We start from the raw sequence: 19401 nt of genomic DNA, 5'->3' as shown, positions 1-19401 counted from the left end.
GCCTCCTATGGCACGGCAGGGCGGGCGGCCGGTCAAGAGGCGCGGCAGGGGACGTCACGGCGCGGGCGCCCCGGCGTGCGTCAGGACGCGGGTCCGGCCGGCGCCAGCGACGCGGTGAGCGTGGCGAGGGAGGCGTTGAAGCGGGTGAGGAGCGCGCAGAACGCGTCCCGGTCCTCCGGCGACCAGTCCTCCGTCACCAGGGCCATCAGCGCACGGCGCGAGGCGCGCACCTCCTCCAGGCGGGCCCGGCCGCGCTCGGACAGCTGGAGCACCACGGCCCGGCCGTCCTCGGGGTGGGTGGCGCGGCTGACCAGCCCGGCGTCCACCAGGGGCGCCACCTGGCGGGTGACCGTCGACGAGTCGATGCCCATCCCGGCGGCCAGGGCCTTGACGCCCATCGGCCCCTCCTGGTCGAGGCGGTTGAGCAGCAGATAGGCGGCGCGGTCCATGGAGTTGCGCGCCTGCCCGACGCCACCCAGTCGGCTCTGTTCGGCGCGGCGGGCGAAGACGGCCACTTGGTGCTGCAGCGCGTCGAGGAGAGCGGTGTCGGGGTGGGTCGTCATGTCCGAAGAGGTGGGCATGGCCGGGAGCTCGCTTCATGGAGGTGCGTATGGATGGGAGGACAGCGTACGCGGATGCTGCCGGGACGGTACCGACCCCGTCGTTCCGATAACACCCCGTGAGGTGGCCGAGACCGTTCCGCGCCGTACGGCGGATCTCGCCATCCGGTCGAAAAGGCCCGGGACGGGCCGAACTGTAAGACTGGCGGCATGGCCGATCACACGCCTCGCACGCCCCAGGAGCCTCCCGTCGCCACGCTCCCGGACGCCGCCGCGATCGCCGGCAGCCCGGACGCCGAGGACCCGATCGCCGCGATCACCGTCGACGACGTACGCGAGGCGCACAAACTGCTCTCCGGCGTCTCCCGCGCCACTCCCCTGGAGGGCAGCCGCTATCTCTCCGGGCTGGTGGGCTCCCCCGTGCACCTCAAGTGCGAGAACCTCCAGCGCACCGGCTCCTTCAAGATCCGCGGCGCCTACGTACGGATCGCCGGGCTCTCCCCGCAGGAGCGGGCGGCCGGTGTGGTGGCGGCCAGCGCCGGCAACCACGCGCAGGGCGTGGCGCTGGCGGCGTCCCTGCTGGGGGTGCGCTCGACGGTGTTCATGCCGGCCGGGGCGCCGCTGCCGAAGGTCGCCGCGACCCGCGAGTACGGCGCCGAGGTCCGGCTGCACGGGCAGGTGGTCGACGAGACGCTGGCCGCCGCCGAGGAGTACGCGAAGGAGACCGGCGCGGTCTTCATCCACCCCTTCGACCACCGGGACATCATCGCGGGCCAGGGCACGCTCGGCCTGGAGATCCTCGAGCAGTGCCCGGAGGTGCGCACCATCGTCGTCGGGATCGGCGGCGGCGGGCTGGCCGCCGGGGTCGCGGTGGCGGTCAAGGCGCTGCGCCCGGATGTGAAGGTCATCGGCGTACAGGCGGCGGGCGCGGCCTGCTACCCGCCGTCGCTGGAGGCCGGGCACCCGGTGGCCATCGAGGCGCTGACCACGATGGCCGACGGGATCAAGGTCGGACGGCCGGGCGATGTGCCGTTCCGGATCGTCCATGAGCTGGTGGACGAGGTCCGTACGGTCTCCGAGGACGAGCTCTCCAGCGCGCTGCTGCTGTGCCTGGAGCGGGCGAAGCAGGTGGTGGAACCGGCCGGGGCGAGCCCGGTGGCGGCGCTGCTGTCCCACCCGGAGACGTTCGAGGGGCCGGTCGTCGCGGTGCTGTCCGGCGGCAACGTCGACCCGCTGCTGATGCAGCGGGTCCTGCGGCACGGCATGGCCGCCGCCGGACGCTACCTCTCGCTGCGGCTGCGGCTGACGGACCGGCCGGGCGCGCTGGCGACGCTGCTGGGTGTGCTGACGGTGGTCGACGCCAACGTCCTGGACGTGGGCCACGTACGGCTCGACCCCCGGCTCGGACTGACGGAGGTGGAGGTCGAGATCCAGCTGGAGACCAAGGGCCCGGAGCACTGCGCCGAGGTGGGCGCGGCGCTGCGCGAGGCGGGGTACTTCGTCATCGCGTAGCGGGGCCGGTCCCCGCCGGGTGAGGTGCGGCGCCGCGGAGGAACCGCGGCGCCGCAGGCATGTTCCCTCGCGTCCGACCCCTCCCGTGCGGCCTCCCGCGCGCCTACTCTCGTACGTCCATTCGCGTACGCCGCCTCCCGTACATCGGACGTACGGAACCCGAAACCCGTATCGAACCTCCACTCAACCTGTATCGCGATGTATCGCGTTTGAAGTAGCATCCCGCTGTCGGTTCGTCGGGACGTCGGTGCGCCGTGGCGACTCGCTGCGGACAAATGAGCACGGAGTAGCTGTCCGTGTGGGTAACTGCCCGCAGGGCGTACAAAGTCCGGCAACCGTAATATTCGACCTGGAACTAACCCAAGCCATGGGAGTACCCACATGCCAGGCGCCATTTACGCCGAAGGTCTGGTGAAATCATTCGGTGACGTACGGGCTCTGGACGGCGTCGATCTCGACGTACCCGAAGGAACCGTCCTGGGAATGCTCGGCCCCAACGGAGCCGGCAAAACCACCGCCGTACGGGTCCTGACGACCCTCCTCCGACCCGACCACGGCAGGGCCGAGGTCGCCGGGATCGACGTCCTCGCACACCCCGACCAGGTGCGCCGCGCCATCGGACTGTCCGGCCAGTTCGCCGCCGTGGACGAGTATCTGACCGGCCGCGAGAACCTCATGATGGTCGGGCAGCTCTACCAGATGAGCGGCCGGGACGCGAAGCGGCGGGCCGGCGAACTGCTGGAGCGCTTCAACCTCTCCGACGCCGCCGACCGCACCGCCAAGACCTACTCCGGCGGAATGCGCCGCCGCCTCGACCTCGCCGCCGCACTGGTCGTCAGCCCGCCCGTGATGTTCATGGACGAGCCGACCACCGGCCTGGACCCGCGCAACCGCCAGCAGCTGTGGGACGTCATCCAGGAGCTCGTCGCGGGCGGCACGACCCTGCTGCTCACCACGCAGTACCTGGAGGAGGCCGACCGCCTCGCGCACGACATCTGCGTCGTCGACCACGGCAAGGTCATCGCCCGTGGCACCTCCGACCAGCTCAAGGCCCGCACCGGCGGCGAACGCGTCGAGGTCGTGGTGCACGCCGCCGAGCACATCTCCGTCGCCGAGGAGGTCCTGCGCGGCTTCGGCAAGGGCGAGAGCACCGTCGAACCGCACACCCGCAAGATCACGGTTCCGGTGACCGGCGGCGCCAAGCTGCTCGCCGAGATCATCCGCGAACTGGACACCCGCGGCGTGGAGATCGACGACATCGGGCTGCGCCGCCCGACCCTCGACGATGTCTTCATCTCGCTGACCGGGCATGCCGCCGAGGCGGCGGACGGGGGCGCGGAAGGCGGCGGGGGCGGCGTCGGCGGCCGTCAGAAGAAGGGCCAGAAGAAGGGCCGCAAGGGCGCCCCGGCGGGCGAGCCGGCCGCCATAGGGGACACGGCCCGCGAGGCGGCCGACAAGGAGGGCGTGAAGTGACGACGGCGACCGAAACGGCCCCGGCCCGCGCCCCCCGCCCACGCGGCGGCGTCGGCCGGTCCGTACGCGACTCCCTGGTCGTGGCCAAGCGCAATCTCATCCGGATGATGCGCATCCCCGAGATGGTGATCTTCGGACTGATCCAGCCGATCATGTTCGTGGTGCTGTTCACCTACGTCTTCGGCGGCTCCATCAACATCCCCGGCGCCCCGGTGGGCAACGCCCAGGCATACCGTGAATTCCTGATGGCCGGCATCTTCGCGCAGACCGTCACCTTCGCCACGGCCGGCGCGGGCGCGGGCATCGCCGACGACATGCACAAGGGGCTGATCGACCGGTTCCGCTCGCTGCCGATGTCCCGTGGCGCGGTGCTCACCGGCCGCACTCTGGCCGACCTCGTGCAGACCGCGCTGACGCTCGTGGTGCTGGCGGTCGTCGCGCTGCTGATCGGCTGGCGCACACACGAGAACATCCTCTCGGTGCTGGCCGGCTTCTGCCTGCTGCTGCTCCTCGGCTACGCCTTCTCCTGGATCGGCGCGCTGATCGGCCTTTCGGTCCGTACCCCCGAGGCGGCCACCTCCGGCGGGCTGATCTGGCTCTTCCCGCTCACCTTCATCTCCAACGCCTTCGTGCCGGTCGACGGCATGCCGGCCTTCCTCCAGCACGTCGCGGAGTGGAACCCGTTCAGCGCCACCGTGGCCGCGGCCCGCGACCTGTTCGGCAACACCATCCCCGACGTCCCCACATCGGTGACCGGAGCCTGGCCGATGGAGCACCCGGTGGTGGCCTCGGTGATCTGGTCGCTGCTGATCATCGCGCTCTTCCGGACCCTGGCGGTGCGCAAGTACCGGTCGGCGACGGCCTGAGCCGGGCGGCCGGCCCTCCCGACTTCCTTTTACGGCAACGATTACGGAGAGTGATTCGTTCCCACGCTCCGTGCGGGGTGTGGAAGGTTGTGTACACACAGCGAAGCGGCCCGGAGCGCTCCTCAGGCTCCGGGCCGCTTCTTGCCCTGTGTGATGCCGGGGCTCAGCCGGAGTACGGCTTGGCCTCGAGGATCTTCACGGTTGCCTTCTTGCCGTTCGGGAGCTCGTACTCCGCGGTGTCGCCGATCTTCTTGCCGTTCACGCCCGTGCCCAGCGGGGACTGCGGGGAGTAGGTCTCGATGTCCGAGCTCGCGTACTCCCGCGAGGCCAGCAGGAACTCGAGCGTGTCGTCCGGGTCTCCGTCGAACGCGATGGTGACGACCGTGCCGGGAGCGACGACGCCGGTGGCGGCGGGAGCCTCGCCGACCTTCGCCGTCTGCAGCAGCTGGGTCAGCTGGCGGACACGAAGCTCCTGCTTGCCCTGCTCTTCCTTGGCGGCGTGATACCCGGCGTTCTCCTTGAGGTCGCCCTCCTCGCGGGCCGCCGCGATCTTTTCGGTGATCTCGGCGCGGGCGGGACCAGACAGGTGCTCCAGCTCGGCCTTGAGCTGGTCATACGCCTCCTGGGTAAGCCAGGTGACGTTTTCGCTGGTCTGGGTCACAGGTGCTCCTCGTCGGTACTGGGGATAAATCAAACGCCCTACCAGGAAGGTTTGCGCCTTCACGGGTGGGCGAAACCACGAGCCTAACAATTCCGGCACAAAACGGGGAGGGGGAAATCCACAGCGAACGCACAGCGGCGCATCGTCGCTGCTCAGAGGCGGTTACCCCGCGCGGCGCCCGGCCCCGTGCGCCGGGCATGCCGGAGGCGCGACGCGGCGGTGCGACATGCCCCTGTCAGTTGCCGCCGGCCGCCTGACAGCCGACCAGTACGGCATTGGTCGCCCGCTTGGTGGTGCGCAACGTGACCTCGGTGTTCACCTGGTCCGTGCGCTGGTCGATGGTGACGTCCTTGCGCCCCACCTCGGAGCCGTCCTCGGCCTGCGAGCGGAGCGTGCACACGCCCTTGTCGTCCTTGTCCTTGATGACCTCGAGATGCACCTTGACGGCGCTGTCGGACACCGCGTCCCAGGTGATGATCCGGCCGCTGAGGTCCTGCCCGGCGATGTACGAGGCGCCGGTCCAGCCGATCACCCCGAGCAGCGCGACGCCCAGCACCGCGCCGATGATCTTGAGCCGGCGGTCCGCGCGCTGGTCCGCGGAGCGGCCGTAGCGTCCGTCCGGGAGCCCGTCACGCACCGCCGTCATGGTCATTCCTCCTGGTACGGGGACCTGTGCGGGGCCCTTGAGTGGTGGAGCCCCGGCGGGCCTCCGGCCCGGGAGCGGGTCCAGGGAATACAGCGCCCCCCGCTTCGGTCACTATAGGAGGCATCTTCTCCAGCCTTTCACCCAGCCTTTCAATGAGGATCGAGTCTTGACTGAGCAGCTGCGATTGATGGCGGTCCATGCCCACCCCGACGACGAGTCGAGCAAGGGTGCGGCCACCATGGCCAAGTACGTGTCCGAGGGGGTGGACGTGCTGGTCGCCACCTGCACCGGTGGTGAGCGAGGCTCCATCCTCAACCCCAAGCTCCAGGGGGACCCGTACATCGAGGAGCACATCCACGAGGTGCGGAAGCAGGAAATGGACGAGGCCCGGGAGATCCTGGGCGTCAAGCAGGAGTGGCTGGGCTTCGTCGACTCCGGCCTGCCCGAGGGCGACCCCCTGCCGCCGCTGCCCGAGGGCTGCTTCGCGCTGCAGGACGTCGAGGAGGCGGCGGCGCCCCTGGTGAAGCTGATCCGCGAGTTCAAGCCGCAGGTCATCACGACCTACGACGAGAACGGCGGCTATCCGCACCCGGACCACATCATGACCCACAAGATCACGATGGTGGCCTTCGAGGCGGCCGGCGACCCGGAGAAGTACCCGGAGGCCGGTGAGCCCTGGCAGCCCCAGAAGCTCTACTACAACCAGGGCTTCAACAAGCCGCGCACCATCGCGCTCCACGAGGCACTGCTGGAGCGCGGCATGGACTCGCCGTACGGCGAGTGGCTGGAGCGCTGGAAGCAGTTCGAGCAGCGCGAGCGCACCCTGACCACCTACATCCCGTGCGCCGATTTCTTCGAGATCCGCGACAAGGCACTGATCGCGCACGCCACCCAGATCGACCCGGACGGCGGCTGGTTCCGGGTCCCGATGGACATCCAGCGCGAGGTCTGGCCGACGGAGGAGTACGAGCTCGCGAAGTCGCTCGTGGACACTTCCCTCCCCGAGGACGACCTCTTCGCAGGCATCCGCAACAATTGACCCCATGATGAGCGCGACCAGCACCCTCGCCATGACGCACTTCGTCACCCTTGCCGACAGCTTCGACAAGGACAAGGTGACCCCCGGCGTCCTCGGCTTCATCGTCTTCGCGATCATCGGCGGCGCCGTGTGGCTGCTGATGAAGTCCATGAACAAGCAGATGAAGAAGGTGGACTTCGAGGAGGCACCGGAGGAGGGCCAGGCGGCCGCCTCCGCCGCTCCGGCGGTGCCGAAGCCGAAGACCAGCTGAGGAACCTTCGGGCACACCCCGGACCGGGTGCGGTCGACGGCCGGCCGATGGGTTACGGCCGGCCGACCGGCCCGGCGGCTCGCTGATCCAAGCGGTCAGCGAGCCGTACCCAGGCGGTCGGCGAGCCGTACCTGTGCGGTCGCCGCGCCGAATCCGGGCGCGGGCTCCGCGTCGGCCGGCGGGCCGGGACCCGGAGACCGGTGCCCCGGCGTCAGTCCGCCGCGGCCGGCGTGACGGCTGTGCCCATGACCTCACGCGCGTGGCGGGGCGGGCGCCGGGCCCGCCCCCCCCCCCCCCCCCCCCCGGGCCCCCCCCCCCCCCCCCCCCCCCCCCCCCCCCCCCCCCCACGCCTGCCACCCCGTTTCCGGCTCCACGCCGCGCTCCAGCATCAGCGCGAATGCCTCGGCGCACTCCGTCAGCTTCCCGTCGCGGGCCGGGTGCCCGTCCCGTACGAGCTGCGCCAGCTCCTCCTGCGCCACGGCCGTGCCCACCACGGAGCCGCCCGGCGAGGCGAACGGCAGCAGCGTGCAGCGCAGAAAACGGGCCCAGTCCTCGCCGCGCCGGTCGCCGTAGCCGGCGAAGATCCGCGCCGCCTCGTCGGCCAGCTCCAGGGCCTGCGACGCCCGGCCGTTGCCGGCGTCGATGATCACCAGCTCCAGGCACGACCAGGCCTCGCCGTGCGGCACCGCGATCCGCTGGAAGTCCTTGCGTGCGTCCTGGAGCAGCTGCCGGGCGAAGCCGCTGTTGCGCAGCGAACCCGTCTGCGCGGCCCGAAGGTCCCGGGTGACCCGCCCCGAATGGTGCCGGGCGCACGCCAGGCCGTAGCCGTCCTGCATCCGGCTGAACATCGTGCGCGACCGCTCCAGCTGCCGCAGCGCCGCGTCCTGCTCGCCCTGCTCCTCCAGTGCCTGGCCCAGGTAGTACATCGTCCAGGCCTCGCCGCGGGCGTCCTCGTGCCGCTGGTGCAGCGACAGCGCCTGCCGCAGCTGGTCGCCGGCCGGATCCGGGTCACCGTCCACCAGCCGGGCGCGCGCCAGCTGGGTCATCGCCCAGGCCTCGCCGCGCTCGTCCTGCGTCCGCCCGTAGAGCTCCATCGCGGCGCCCAGCGCCTCCTCCGCCCGCGGCACCTCGCCCATCCGCAGATACACCTGGCCGAGCTGGAAGTGCGCCCACGCCTGGCCGTGCACGCTCTCGCTCTCCTCGTGCAGTTCCAGCGCCTCGCGGAGCATGGCGAGCGCCTCGGCGATCTGGGCCCTGTCCCGCTCCACCGCCGCCAGTGCATGCAGGGTCCAGGCCCGGTCGCCGTGCATATCGGGGGCGGACTGCATCTCCAGCGCCTCCCGCAGCTTGGCCGCGGCCTCGGTCAGATTGCCCTGCTGCTGGAGGGTGATGCCCAGGTCCCGCAGCGCACGGGCGGCGCCCGCCGGATGCTGCGCCTCGAAGTACAGGTCGACGACCGACGACAGGGTGGTGCGCGCCCTGTCCAGCTCGCCCAGCTGCCGGGCCGCGACGCCCGTACGCCACTGCACCGAACGCATCAGCAGGCCCTGGCCGACCGCCCGGGTCAGTTCGTTCAGCTCCCCCAGGCGGTAGAGGTCGCCGCGCAGCAGGCAGTAGTCGGCCAGCGCGCCCAGCAGATGCGAGACCGTCGCCTGGTCCACGTCCGGGTCGGCGTGCGCCAGCGCTGCCGTGATGAAGCTGGACTCGTCGTCCAGCCACTGCAGGGCGGCGTCCAGGGAGGTGAAGCCGTGTGATCCGAAGCGGTCGGCGCGCGTCGACGTACGGCCGTCGACCAAGCGGATGACCGAGTCGGCCAGCTCCGCATAGCCGCGGATCAGTCGCTCCTGGGCCGCGACCCGCTCCTCCGGCGCCTCCTCGGTGGCCAGCCGGTCGTACGCGAAGCGGTGCACCAGGGTGTGCAGGCGGTAGCGCTTGCCGCGTACGTGCTCTATCAGCCCGGCCTCCGCCAGCGTCGTCAACTGCCGCTCCGCCTCCGGGTTTTCCACCCCCAGCAGCGCCGCCGCGGCCGCCGCGCCCAAGGACGCCCGGCCCACCAGCGCCAGCCGGCGCAGCAGCCGCCGGGCCGTCTCCGACTGGTCGGCGTAGCGCAGCGACAGGGCCCGCTCCACCGGCGTCGCCGCGTCGTACGACGCCAGATCCGCGGCCAGCGCGGCCGGGGTGCGCGCGCCCACCGAGGAGCCCGCCACCCGCAGGGCCAGCGGCAGACCCGCGCACCGTTCCAGGATCTGCTCGATCGCCTGCGCGTCGTAGGGGCCCGCCTCGTCGGCCGTCCCGTCCGCCGCGGCCATCGCCCGCAGCAGTTCTTCGGTGCCCGCCGCGTCCAGCGGCCCCACCGGCAGCTGGTGCACCCAGGCCTGGAGGTCATCGGGAAGTTCCAGCGGCTCGCGGGAGGTGACCAGCACCAGGCTGTCGGAGCGGTCCGGCACCAGCGTGCGCACCTGCTCGGGATCCGAGGCGTCGTCCAGCAGGACCGTCACCGGAAGTCCCGCCACATGCTGGTGATAGAGCTCGGTCAGCCGCTTGACGTGCTGTTCCTGGGACGCCCGCTCGCGGAACAGCAGCTGCTCGCGGGGCGCGCCGAGCCGGTTCAGCAGATGCAGCAGGGCGTTCCGGGTCGGCAGCGGCATCTCGCCGGACGTGTCGCCGCGCAGGTCGACCACGCACGCGCCACGGAACTGATCGCGCAGCTGGTGGGTCGCCCGCACCGCCAGCGCCGTCCGCCCCGCACCCGGCTCGCCGTGCAGCACCACCACCGTCGGCTTGGTCTCCGTACTGGCGCGGGCCGCGTGCACCCACTGCGCGATCTGCGTCAGCTCGGCCCGGCGGCCCGCGAACGGCCCGTCGGGACGCGGCAGTTGGGAGAACGAATGCTCCAGTACGGAGCGCTGCCGGGCCGCTGCGCTGCGGTCCCCGCCGCGCAGCTGCGGGCCCCGGGAGGCCTGGCCGGCGGCCGTCTTGGACCGCGTGCCGCTGCCGCGGGTCGCCGCCAGCATGCGCTGCTGGTCCAGAAACGGCCGGATGCCCCGCACCTCCAGCGCCGTCAGCCACTGGAGCCGCAACTGCTCCTGGCCGCCGGGCTGTCCCCGCTTCCCCGCCTGCGCGTGCGCCGCCGGCAGATGACCCGTGGTCAGCTTCACCACCGTGGCCGCGGCGCCCGCCACCACCACGGCGGCGCCGACACCCAGCGCCGCGCCCGCGCCCGTGCCGTACGCCAGATCCGTACCGAAGGCCGCCACCGCGGCCACGGCCGTCGCCACCGCCGGAGTGCCCAGCTCCTTGCGCGACAGCCGCGTGGCCAGCGGGCGCTGCCCGGCCCCCGCCTCGTCCAGCGCCCGCACGTATGTGGTGTATTCCTCGGCCGCGGCGCCCGCGATCTCGGCCAGCGCGGCGCGCGCTCTGCCGAGCAGCGCGCTCCCGTCGAGCCGTCCGCCCGAGCGCCGCGTCTCTTCTTTCACGGCCCGCGACAAGAGCTCTTCCGCCTCCGCACGGTGCTCCTCACGCAGCACGGCCAGTGAGCCAGGCATGCGAATCCCCCTCCAGCAGTTGCAGCAGTTGCAGTGGTTCCGGTCGTTGCAGGTGGTTCGGGTTGTTCCAGTGGTCAGGGTCGTTCGGGTGGTCCGGGCCGTTCCGGTCGTTCGGCTGTCCCGAACGGTCGTTCCGGACGGCGCCGGGTCCGGCGGTGATCGTCGCCGTACGCACAGTGTTCCGCGTCCGCGCCCATTCCGGCAGGGCTGTGGATAACCGGCCTGTGGACAACTCCGGACGACAACGCGCTCCGCTCCCGGCACTCCACATCGCAGTGGGAGAGGATGGACCCATGCCGAACCGCCTGGCTCATGAGACTTCCCCGTATCTGCTCCAGCACGCCGACAACCCGGTCGACTGGTGGCCGTGGTCCCCCGACGCGTTCGAGGAAGCGAGACGGCGCGGCGTCCCGGTGCTGCTCAGCGTCGGCTACAGCTCCTGCCATTGGTGCCATGTGATGGCCCACGAGAGTTTCGAGGACGAGGCCACCGCCGCCCTGCTCAACGACCACTTCGTCGCGGTCAAGGTCGACCGCGAGGAGCGGCCGGACGTCGACGCGGTCTACATGGAGGCCGTTCAGGCCGCGACCGGCCAGGGCGGCTGGCCGATGACCGTCTTCCTCACCCCCGATGCCCAGCCCTTCTACTTCGGCACCTACTTCCCGCCCGCGCCCCGCCACGGCATGCCGTCGTTCGGGCAGGTCCTGGAGGGCGTACGCAGCGCCTGGGCCGACCGCCGCGACGAGGTCGACGAGGTCGCCGGCCGGATCGTCGCCGACCTGGCGGGCCGCTCGCTCACCGACTCGCTGCCCGCGGACCGCCGCCCGCCGCGCCCCGAGGAACTGCACGCCGCCCTGATGGGCCTGACGCGCGAATTCGACGCGGTGCACGGGGGATTCGGCGGCGCGCCCAAGTTCCCGCCGTCCATGACGCTGGAATTCCTCCTGCGCCACCACGCCCGTACGGGCTCCGCCGCCGCCCTGGAAATGGTCCAGGCGACCGGTGCGGCGATGGCCCGCGGCGGCATCTACGACCAGTTGGGCGGCGGGTTCGCCCGGTACGCGGTGGACGCCACCTGGACCGTGCCGCACTTCGAGAAGATGCTCTACGACAACGCCCTCCTCTGCCGCACCTACGCGCACCTGTGGCGCGCCACGGCCCGCGGCGGAGCCGCTGACGGAATCGGCGACCTGGCCCGCCGGATCGCCGTGGAGACCGCCGACTTCATGGTCCGCGAACTCCGCACCGACCAGGGCGGATTCGCCTCCGCGCTGGACGCGGACAGCGACGACGGCACCGGGTCCGGCAAGCACGTCGAGGGCGCCTACTACGTCTGGACGCCGGATCAGCTGCGTTCCGTACTGGGCGAGAAGGACGCGGAGTTCGCCGCCAGGTACTTCGGTGTCACGCTGGAGGGCACCTTCGAGGAGGGCGCCTCCGTCCTTCAGCTCCCCGATACCGCCGAGGGCCCGGTGGACGCCGAGCGGCTGGTCTCCGTCAAGGAGCGGCTGCTCGCGGCGCGCGCGGAGCGGCCGCGCCCCGGCCGGGACGACAAGGTCGTCGCCTCCTGGAACGGCCTGGCCATCGCCGCCCTCGCCGAGACCGGCGCCTACTTCGACCGCCCCGACCTGATCCAGGCCGCCACCGACGCCGCCGACCTCCTGGTCCGCGTCCACATGGACTGGCAGGCCCGGCTGCACCGCACCTCCAAGGACGGCACCGCGGGCGCCAACTCCGGCGTCCTGGAGGACTACGCGAACGTCGCCGAGGGGTTCCTGACGCTGGCCTCCGTCACCGGGGAGGGCGTCTGGGTGGAGTTCGCCGGCTTCTTCCTGGACACCGTCCTCGTCCAGTTCACCACCCCGGACGGCGCCCTCTACGACACCGCCGCCGACGCCGAGACGCTCATCCGCCGCCCCCAGGACCCCACCGACAACGCCACCCCGTCCGGCTGGACCGCCGCCGCCGGGGCGCTTCTCTCGTACGCGGCCCTGACCGGCAGCGCCCTGCACCGGGACGCCGCCGAACGCGCCCTGGGCATCGTCACCGCCCTCGGCGGCCGCGCCCCCCGCTTCATCGGCTGGGGCCTCGCGGTCGCCGAGGCGGCCCTGGCCGGCCCCCGCGAGGTCGCGGTCGTGGGCCCCCAGGGCGATCCCGCCACCGCAGCCCTCCACCGCGCCGCCCTGCTCGGTACGGCCCCCGGCACGGTGGTCGCGCTGGGCGCACCCGGTTCGGACGACGCCGGGGAGGTCCCGCTGCTCATGGACCGCCCCCTGGTCGACGGCCGCCCGGCGGCGTACGTCTGCCACCACTTCGCCTGCGAGCGGCCGACGACCGACCCGGACGAACTGGGGGCGCGGCTGCGGGCGTGAGGCCCCCGCCGTCCGTGCCCGGCCCGCCGCGCCCCTCCGCGCGACGCCTCCCGAGCCGCCGGGATCCACCACCCGAGGCGACTGCGAGGGCGGGTCCTAGGACCAATGACCGGTTTGACCCTGACGCGCGCGTCAAGTTCTAGCCTCGGGGCATGACGAAGCGCACATACCGTGAAGTCCGCCTGGCCGCCCGCCCCCGAGGGCCGGTCACCGATGACCTCTTCGAGATCGTGGAGGTGCCGGTGCCCGAACCCGGGCCCGGCCAGGTGCTCGTACGCAACACCCACATGGGCGTCGCCGCCGTGATGCGCACCCTGATGGACGAGTCCAGCGCCGTACCGATGCCGTCGTTCGAGATCGGGGCGCCGTTGCACGGGCCCGCGGTCGGGGAGGTGGTGGCCGCGCCCGGGAGCGAGCTCAGCCCCGGTGATCTGGTGGAACACCGTCTCGGCTGGCGCGAGTACACCCTGCTCGACGCGGCGGAGGTGCATCGCCTCGACCCGGGCTTCATGCCCGACCCGGCCGCCTACCTCTCCCAGGGGCCCACCGCCCTGATGGGCATCGCCCGCGGCGCCGAAGTGCGCCCGGGAGACACGGTGTTCGTCACCGGGGCGGCGGGCGGCGTGGGTTCGCTGGCGGGGCAGATCGCCCGGCAGTACGGTGCCGCCCGGGTCATCGGCAGTACGGGTTCGCAGGAGAAGGCCGACCGGCTGATCAAGGAGTTCGGCTACGACGCGGTGGTGATCCGCGGCGCGGGCCCCATCGAGGAGCAGCTGCGCGCGGCGGCCCCGGAGGGCATCGACGCGCTCTTCGACAACGTGGGCGGCGAACAGCTCCAGGCCGCGCTCGCGCTCGCCAACAGGGGCGCCCGGCTGGCGATCGTGGGCGCGCTGGCCACTCAGCTCTCCGCGCAGCCCCCGGTTCCGACGCCGATCGACACCTTGTCGCTGCTCGCCCGCAGCATCACCCTGCGCGGCGTCGCCCTGCACGACCACCTCGACCTGATCCCGGAGTGGAACCGGCGGTTCGCCGAGGGGCTGCGCGACGGCAGCCTCACCTTCCCGCACGCCCGTCTGCACGGTATCGAGCAGGCGCCGCGGGCGCTTCGCGAACTGACCGAGGGGCGCCATCTGGGCGCCGTCGTCGTGGAGTTGTGAGTCCGGCGGGCCGAGCGGGGCGGCGGCGGACGTCCGCCGCCGGACTGTCGGTGGGCGGCGGTAGCCTGCGAGTGTGGAGACCTTGCTGAGGTACCGATCCCTTCCGCGGGAGGCCGCGGCGCTGCGGTCCGGCGCGGACGACCCCGTCGCCGCCGCGGCGCGCACCTGCGACCGTATCGACGCCGTGGAGGCGCAGGTCCTGGCCTTTGTGCCCGAGCCGGAGCGGCGTGCCCGGCTCCTCGAGGCGGCGCGGCGGGCGGCGGCCGGTCCGCAGGACGCCGGCGGCCGGCCGCCGCTGTACGGCATACCGGTCGGCGTCAAGGACATCGTGCACGTCGACGGGCTGCCCACCCGCGCGGGGTCCGCGCTGCCGCCCGAGGCGCTGGGCGGCGTCCAGGCCACCGTCGTCGACCGGCTGCTGGCCGCCGGCGCCCTGATAGCGGGCAAGACGGTGACCGCCGAATTCGCCGTCACGGCGCCCGGCCCCACCCGCAATCCCCACAACCCGGCGCATACGCCCGGGGGTTCGAGCAGCGGCTCGGCGGCCGCGGTGGCCAGTGGGATGGTGCCGCTGGCCATCGGTACGCAGACCGTCGGCTCGATGATCCGCCCCGCCGCGTACTGCGGGGTGGTGGGCTTCAAGCCGAGTTACGGCCGGATCCCCACCGCCGGGGTGATCCCCAACGCCGTCAGCTTCGACACCCTCGGGTGCTATGCCGCCGATGTGGCGGGCGTGGCGCTCGCGGCCTCGGTGCTGTGCGACGGATGGCGGGAGGAGGGAGCGGCGCAGCGGGCCCCGGCGGGCGGGCGGCCGGTGCTCGGCATACCGGTCGGGCCCTATCTGGAGCGCGCCGACGACGAGGCCCTGCGCGCCTTCGCCGGGCAGCGGGAGGTGCTGCAGGCGGCCGGGTACGCGGTCCGCGAGGTGCCGGTGATGGACGACTTCGAGCGGATCGTCGAGCAGCTCTTCACCATGAACCGCTACGAGGTCGCCCGTGCCCACGCCGAGTGGTTCGCGCGTTTCGGGGACCGCTACCGGCCGGAGACCGTGACGGCCGTCCGGCAGGGCCAGGCCATCGGGGACGCCGACTACGAAGCGGCCCGGACCCGGCGCGCGGCGTTCCGCGATCGTCTCGCGGCGGATGCGGACGCGGCCGGAATCGACCTCTGGATCGCCCCCGCGGCCACCGGCCCCGCGCCCGCGGACCTCACCTCCACCGGAAAGTCGATCATGTGCCTCCCGTGGAGCAACGCCGGGCTGCCGTCCCTCGGCCTGCCCGCCGGGCGCGCCGCCAACGGACTCCCGCTCGGCCTTCAGCTCATCGGCGCGGCGGGCGCGGACGAGGAGCTGCTGAGGGCGGCCCCGGGCATCGAGAGCGCGCTGGCCGAGCCGGCGGGCGGCCCGGACCGGGCCCCGGCCGGGCGGCGGGAGGGGGACACCCGTGCGCATCGGTGACGCCGCGGCCGCCGCCGGGCTGACGCCGCGGGCGTTGCGGTACTACGAGCAGCAGGGGCTGGTGACGGCCCGTAGGACGCCGTCGGGCCATCGGGAGTACGACGCGGAGGACATCCGCCGGCTGCGGGCGGTACGCGAGCTGCGCGAGGCGGGGCTGACGGTCGGCGATGTGCGGGCCTTTGCGCATCTGCTGGCCACCATGCCCGCCGGTGGAGTGCCCGAGCTGATACCCAAGGACGCCGGAGCGGGGCGGTGCGCGGTCGCGGAGGTGGTGGCCCGGCGTCGGCTCGCCGATCTGGACGCCCGTATCGCGCGGCTGTCGCAGCTGCGCGGGCGGCTCGCGGCCCGGCTGGGGGAGCCGGGGCCGGACGGGGGAGAGGCCGCGCCGGGCGCCGGGGGACGGGCCGGGGCAGACAGTGGGCCGGTCTTCCGGCTCGATGCCGCCCCGGCCACCGGGGCCCGGCGCCTCAGAGCGTGAGGCCGCGCGCCAGGACGTCCATCGTCCGGTGGATCAGCGCTTCCAGATCGGCGTCCGGGCCGGCCTCGACCCAGTGCAGCAGCGCCTCCTGAAGGGCCGCCAGGATCGCCGCGCTGATGACGCGCACCTCCAGGTCGTCGACCGCGCGGCCGGAACGCTCGGCGAGCACGGCGCAGATCATCTCGGCGTCCCGTGCGGTGTTCTCCGCCGTACGGCCCCTGATGGCGGGCACTTCGCGGACCAGCCGCATGCGCTGGGCGAGCTCCGTACGGTCCGCCGCGGTGATCCCGGTCAGCGCCTCGACGGTGACCCGACGCATCGACTCGACCATCGGTTCGTCCGCCGGACGGGCCCGCAGCCCCGTCTCCAGCAGGGCGTCGAACTCGTCGGTCAGCACGATGTCTTCCTTGGTGGGGAAGTAGCGGAAGACCGTGCTGGGCGAGACGTCCGCGGCCTCGGCGATCCGGTCGACGGGGGTCGCGTCGTAGCCCTGCTCCTCGAAGAGCCGGTAGGCGGCACGGCGGATCGCCTGCCGGGTCTGCAACTTCTTCCGCTCCCGCAGTCCGGGCCTGGGCGTTCCGGGTGTCGTGGTGGCGGATGCGGAGCTACGTGCGGTGGCCATGGCCCTCATTGTCGGGCATCGGGAGTCCCGGTGGCCACGGCCGTATCCGTACCGGTGTCGTCCCCGGACGCCGGTTGCCGCCCCGGACGCCGACGGCACCCCCTGCCACCGGCCCGCTCCGCCCGCGGGTTCGGCAGGAACGTCGCCGTCAGCATCGCCGCCACCAGGGCCGCGCTACCGCACACCAGCAGGATCAGCCCCATGCCGTGCAGATAGGCGCGGTCCGCGGAGGCGGCCAGCTGGGGTGCGCCGACCCGGTCGGCGATCAGGTGGGCGGCGACGACCGAGTCCCCGGCGGCGTCGGCGGCCCGGGCGGGGAGCCCGGCGGTGTCGATCCGGTCGCCGTACGCCCCCGCGAGCAGGCTGCCGAGCAGGGCGACCCCGAGCGCACCGCCGAACTGCCGGACCGTCATCAGGAGTCCGGAGCCGCTGCCGGCACGGTCGCGCGGCAGGGCGCCCAGCGCCGCGTCCATGGCCGGGACCATGGCGAACCCGAAGCCGACGCCCGCGACGGACAGCCACAGGGCGGTGGTGCCGTAGCCGTCGTGGACGTCGGTGGTGGAGCCGAGGAAGGCGGCGCAGGCCAGCACGAGCAGGCCGCCGGTGACGACCGGGCGTGGCCCGATGCGCGCGGCGAGGGCGCCGCTGCCCTTGGCCGCGATCATCAGCCCGGCCATCATCGGCAGCATCCGCAGGCCGGTGCCGAAGGCATCGCGCCCCAGTACGGCCTGGAGGTACGGCGGCAGGATGAACATCAGGCCCGACAGCACCAGGGTGCCGAGCGCCGCGGCGACGGTGTTCCAGAGGAAGCCGCGGCCGCGCAGCAGCCCCAGATCGAGCATCGGCCGCGCCTGGCCGCGGCCGCGCAGCACCAGCCCGGTGATCAGGGCGACGGATGCGGCCAGCGCGGTCAGGACGAGCGGGTCGCCCCAGCCCCGGGCCGGGCCCTCGATGATGCCGAAGACCAGGGCGCCGAGGCCGGTGACGGTCAGGCCCGCGGAGAGGGCATCGACCTCGGGGGCGGCGGCGTCGCGGGTTTCCGGGAGCAGGAAGACGCAGGCGGCGGCGCCGATCAGGGCCAGCGGGACGTTGACGAGGAAGATCGAACCCCACCAGAAGTGGTCCAGCAGCCAGCCGCCGACCAGCGGGCCGAGGGGGAGGCCGAGGGCCGAGGCGGCGGAGATCGCGCCGACGGCGGTGGAGCGTTCGTCGGGCCCGAAGAGCGAGGGCAGTACGGACATCGCCAGCGGCATGATCAGCGCGGCGCCGATGCCCATCACGGCGCGGGCTGCGACGAGCAGTTGGGCGCTGTCGACGAGCGTGCCGAGCAGCGAGCCGGCGAGGAAGACGCCGAGGCCGCAGAGCAGCATCCGGCGGCGTCCGAAGCGGTCGCCGAGGAGTCCGGCGGGGAGCATCAGGGCGGCGAAGACGACGGTGTAGGAGTCGGCGATCCACTGCTGCTGGCCGGTGCCGGCGTCCAGTTGGGCGGTCATGGTCGGCAGCGCGACGTTGAGGATCGTCGAGTCGAAGCCGAGGACGAGCATCGCGGCGACCAACGCGCCGAGCGCCCACCAGCGACGGGGATCGGGTGGTGCGGACGGGGACGGCTCGGGCGGTACATCGGTCGGTGAGGTCATGGCACACCCCTGAAGTTGAGAGTTAGACTCAAATGAAAGTAACTCTCAAAAGGTCATCACTGTCAATAAATTCCGGTGCGGCGGTCGGGCGCGGCGGCCCGGACATGAGAAATGGCCGCGACCCGAAGGTCACGGCCATCTGCCGGGCGTCGCCTCGCGGGCGCTCGCGGTCCGCTCACGGGTGGCTGTAGGCCACCAGCGAGATCCCGACGTAGTGCACGATGAACGCCGCCAGCGTCAGCGAGTGGAAGACCTCGTGGAAGCCGAACCACCGCGGGGAGGGGTTGGGGCGCTTGATCCCGTAGATCACGCCGCCCGCGCTGTAGAGGAGGCCGCCGACGATGACCAGCACCAGCACCGCGATCCCGCCCGTACGCAGGAAGTCGGGGAGGAAGAAGACGGCGGCCCAGCCCATGGCGATGTAGCAGGGGGTGTAGAGCCAGCGCGGCGCGCCGACCCAGAAGACGCGGAAGGCGATGCCGGCCAGGGCGGCCGCCCAGACGGCCCACAGGAGCACCTGGCCGCGGGTGCCCGGGACGAGCAGCATCGTCAGTGGTGTGTACGTGCCCGCGATGATCAGGAAGATGTTGGCGTGATCGAGCCGCCGCAGGATGCCGTCCATCCGGGGGCTCCAGTTGCCGCGGTGGTACAGCGCGCTGATCCCGAAGAGCAGGCAGGCGGAGAGCGTGTAGATGGCGCAGGCCAGACGGCCGCGGGGGCTGTCGGCGAGCGCGGTGAGCAGGACGCCGGACAGGAGAACGGCGGGGAACATTCCGGCGTGCAGCCAGCCCCGGAGTCTTGGCTTGAGTGGTGCGGCCGCCGCGGAGACGGCGCCGGCCGCGGAGTTCGCGGGGGAGGCGGGGCTCTCGGCTGCGTCGTGCGCGGATGTCATGACCGCATGCTACCTACGCAACCGTAGGTTACCCCTGTGTTGAGAAGTGGTGACGGTCACGAAAGTGCCCTCTGGACAGAACTCTATCGGGGTCGGATGATCAAATGAGTGCGGTCGGCACCGGATGAGCGGTCACGAAGCATCCGGGTCGCGGCCCCCAAGGGGCAGACAAACAACAGAGAAGCGGATTTTCCCGGCAACCCCGTCGGAAATTCGTCCCCACCCTCATCTAGGA

The 19401-nt window shown here is 72.5% G+C and carries 16 protein-coding genes; 9 read left to right on the top strand and 7 right to left on the bottom strand.

Going from position 1 to position 19401, the window contains the following annotated elements:
- Positions 1-80: 80 nt before the first annotated feature.
- Positions 81-581, bottom strand: a complete 501-nt coding sequence (locus ACIGWZ_RS12585) for a MarR family winged helix-turn-helix transcriptional regulator (protein ID WP_400063613.1) — start codon at positions 579-581, stop codon at positions 81-83.
- A gap of 189 nt (positions 582-770) precedes the next feature.
- On the opposite strand from ACIGWZ_RS12585, the gene ilvA reads away from it, so the two are divergent.
- The 3 genes from ilvA to ACIGWZ_RS12570 all read left to right on the top strand — a co-directional run bounded on the left by ilvA (position 771) and on the right by ACIGWZ_RS12570 (position 4411).
- Complete coding sequence (ilvA, locus tag ACIGWZ_RS12580) at positions 771-2072, top strand: threonine ammonia-lyase (protein ID WP_400063611.1); 1302 nt, start codon at positions 771-773, stop codon at positions 2070-2072.
- 381 nt (positions 2073-2453) lie between these two features.
- Positions 2454-3545 (top strand): ATP-binding cassette domain-containing protein, encoded by a 1092-nt coding sequence (locus ACIGWZ_RS12575; RefSeq protein WP_400063608.1) that lies wholly within the window; start codon positions 2454-2456, stop codon positions 3543-3545.
- Positions 3542-4411, top strand: a complete 870-nt coding sequence (locus tag ACIGWZ_RS12570; RefSeq protein ID WP_400063606.1) for an ABC transporter permease — start codon at positions 3542-3544, stop codon at positions 4409-4411. The genes ACIGWZ_RS12575 and ACIGWZ_RS12570 overlap by 4 nt, the downstream gene beginning before the upstream one ends.
- A gap of 163 nt (positions 4412-4574) precedes the next feature.
- On the opposite strand, the gene greA is transcribed toward ACIGWZ_RS12570, so the two are convergent.
- Positions 4575-5072: a transcription elongation factor GreA gene (gene greA, locus ACIGWZ_RS12565; protein WP_400063604.1), complete on the bottom strand. Its 498-nt coding sequence runs from the start codon at positions 5070-5072 to the stop codon at positions 4575-4577.
- Between the two features lie 235 nt (positions 5073-5307).
- Positions 5308-5718: a DUF4307 domain-containing protein gene (locus ACIGWZ_RS12560; RefSeq protein ID WP_400063602.1), complete on the bottom strand. Its 411-nt coding sequence runs from the start codon at positions 5716-5718 to the stop codon at positions 5308-5310.
- A gap of 166 nt (positions 5719-5884) precedes the next feature.
- Here ACIGWZ_RS12560 and mca point away from each other — a divergent pair, with 166 nt between their 5' ends.
- Positions 5885-6757: a mycothiol conjugate amidase Mca gene (gene mca / locus ACIGWZ_RS12555; RefSeq protein ID WP_400063601.1), complete on the top strand. Its 873-nt coding sequence runs from the start codon at positions 5885-5887 to the stop codon at positions 6755-6757.
- Positions 6758-6761: 4 nt separating this feature from the next.
- Positions 6762-7007, top strand: a complete 246-nt coding sequence (locus tag ACIGWZ_RS12550; protein WP_400063599.1) for a hypothetical protein — start codon at positions 6762-6764, stop codon at positions 7005-7007.
- Positions 7008-7258: 251 nt separating this feature from the next.
- Here ACIGWZ_RS12550 and ACIGWZ_RS12545 read toward each other — a convergent pair whose 3' ends face one another.
- Positions 7259-10552: a tetratricopeptide repeat protein gene (locus ACIGWZ_RS12545; RefSeq protein ID WP_400063597.1), complete on the bottom strand. Its 3294-nt coding sequence runs from the start codon at positions 10550-10552 to the stop codon at positions 7259-7261.
- A 293-nt stretch (positions 10553-10845) separates the two neighbouring features.
- On the opposite strand from ACIGWZ_RS12545, the gene ACIGWZ_RS12540 reads away from it, so the two are divergent.
- The 4 genes from ACIGWZ_RS12540 to ACIGWZ_RS12525 all read left to right on the top strand — a co-directional run bounded on the left by ACIGWZ_RS12540 (position 10846) and on the right by ACIGWZ_RS12525 (position 16015).
- Positions 10846-12924: a thioredoxin domain-containing protein gene (locus ACIGWZ_RS12540; protein WP_400063595.1), complete on the top strand. Its 2079-nt coding sequence runs from the start codon at positions 10846-10848 to the stop codon at positions 12922-12924.
- A 152-nt stretch (positions 12925-13076) separates the two neighbouring features.
- Positions 13077-14081: a zinc-binding dehydrogenase gene (locus ACIGWZ_RS12535; RefSeq protein WP_400063593.1), complete on the top strand. Its 1005-nt coding sequence runs from the start codon at positions 13077-13079 to the stop codon at positions 14079-14081.
- A gap of 73 nt (positions 14082-14154) precedes the next feature.
- On the top strand, positions 14155-15537 hold the full coding sequence (locus tag ACIGWZ_RS12530; protein ID WP_400063592.1) for an amidase: 1383 nt from the start codon (positions 14155-14157) through the stop codon (positions 15535-15537).
- Positions 15524-16015: a MerR family transcriptional regulator gene (locus ACIGWZ_RS12525; RefSeq protein WP_400063591.1), complete on the top strand. Its 492-nt coding sequence runs from the start codon at positions 15524-15526 to the stop codon at positions 16013-16015. The genes ACIGWZ_RS12530 and ACIGWZ_RS12525 overlap by 14 nt, the downstream gene beginning before the upstream one ends.
- On the opposite strand, the gene ACIGWZ_RS12520 is transcribed toward ACIGWZ_RS12525, so the two are convergent.
- The 3 genes from ACIGWZ_RS12520 to ACIGWZ_RS12510 all read right to left on the bottom strand — a co-directional run bounded on the left by ACIGWZ_RS12520 (position 16005) and on the right by ACIGWZ_RS12510 (position 19166).
- The gene (locus ACIGWZ_RS12520; RefSeq protein WP_400063590.1) at positions 16005-16646 is read right to left on the bottom strand and encodes a TetR/AcrR family transcriptional regulator; all 642 of its coding nucleotides are present in this window, start codon (positions 16644-16646) and stop codon (positions 16005-16007) included. The genes ACIGWZ_RS12525 and ACIGWZ_RS12520 overlap by 11 nt on opposite strands.
- The gene (locus ACIGWZ_RS12515; RefSeq protein WP_400063588.1) at positions 16643-18274 is read right to left on the bottom strand and encodes an MFS transporter; all 1632 of its coding nucleotides are present in this window, start codon (positions 18272-18274) and stop codon (positions 16643-16645) included. The genes ACIGWZ_RS12520 and ACIGWZ_RS12515 overlap by 4 nt, the downstream gene beginning before the upstream one ends.
- Positions 18275-18449: 175 nt before the next feature.
- Positions 18450-19166, bottom strand: a complete 717-nt coding sequence (locus ACIGWZ_RS12510) for a hemolysin III family protein (RefSeq protein ID WP_400063587.1) — start codon at positions 19164-19166, stop codon at positions 18450-18452.
- Positions 19167-19401 lie beyond the last annotated feature (235 nt).

Source organism: Streptomyces sp. NPDC053427, assembly GCF_044544985.1.
Classification (GTDB): Bacteria; Actinomycetota; Actinomycetes; order Streptomycetales; family Streptomycetaceae; genus Streptomyces.
Note: the sequence above shows the minus strand (reverse complement) of the source record. Positions and strands in the feature narration are given on the sequence as shown.

Excerpts from the sequence above, each read along its gene's own strand:
- ACIGWZ_RS12535 (WP_400063593.1), top strand. The coding sequence starts at position 13,077 with ATGACGAAGCGCACATACCGTGAAGTCCGCCTGGCCGCCCGCCCCCGA.
- ACIGWZ_RS12520 (WP_400063590.1), bottom strand. The coding sequence starts at position 16,646 with ATGAGGGCCATGGCCACCGCACGTAGCTCCGCATCCGCCACCACGACA.
- ilvA (WP_400063611.1), top strand. The coding sequence starts at position 771 with ATGGCCGATCACACGCCTCGCACGCCCCAGGAGCCTCCCGTCGCCACG.
- ACIGWZ_RS12575 (WP_400063608.1), top strand. The coding sequence starts at position 2,454 with ATGCCAGGCGCCATTTACGCCGAAGGTCTGGTGAAATCATTCGGTGAC.
- ACIGWZ_RS12550 (WP_400063599.1), top strand. The coding sequence starts at position 6,762 with ATGATGAGCGCGACCAGCACCCTCGCCATGACGCACTTCGTCACCCTT.
- ACIGWZ_RS12545 (WP_400063597.1), bottom strand. The coding sequence starts at position 10,552 with ATGCCTGGCTCACTGGCCGTGCTGCGTGAGGAGCACCGTGCGGAGGCG.
- ACIGWZ_RS12515 (WP_400063588.1), bottom strand. The coding sequence starts at position 18,274 with ATGACCTCACCGACCGATGTACCGCCCGAGCCGTCCCCGTCCGCACCA.
- ACIGWZ_RS12540 (WP_400063595.1), top strand. The coding sequence starts at position 10,846 with ATGCCGAACCGCCTGGCTCATGAGACTTCCCCGTATCTGCTCCAGCAC.
- ACIGWZ_RS12585 (WP_400063613.1), bottom strand. The coding sequence starts at position 581 with ATGCCCACCTCTTCGGACATGACGACCCACCCCGACACCGCTCTCCTC.
- ACIGWZ_RS12560 (WP_400063602.1), bottom strand. The coding sequence starts at position 5,718 with ATGACGGCGGTGCGTGACGGGCTCCCGGACGGACGCTACGGCCGCTCC.
- ACIGWZ_RS12510 (WP_400063587.1), bottom strand. The coding sequence starts at position 19,166 with ATGACATCCGCGCACGACGCAGCCGAGAGCCCCGCCTCCCCCGCGAAC.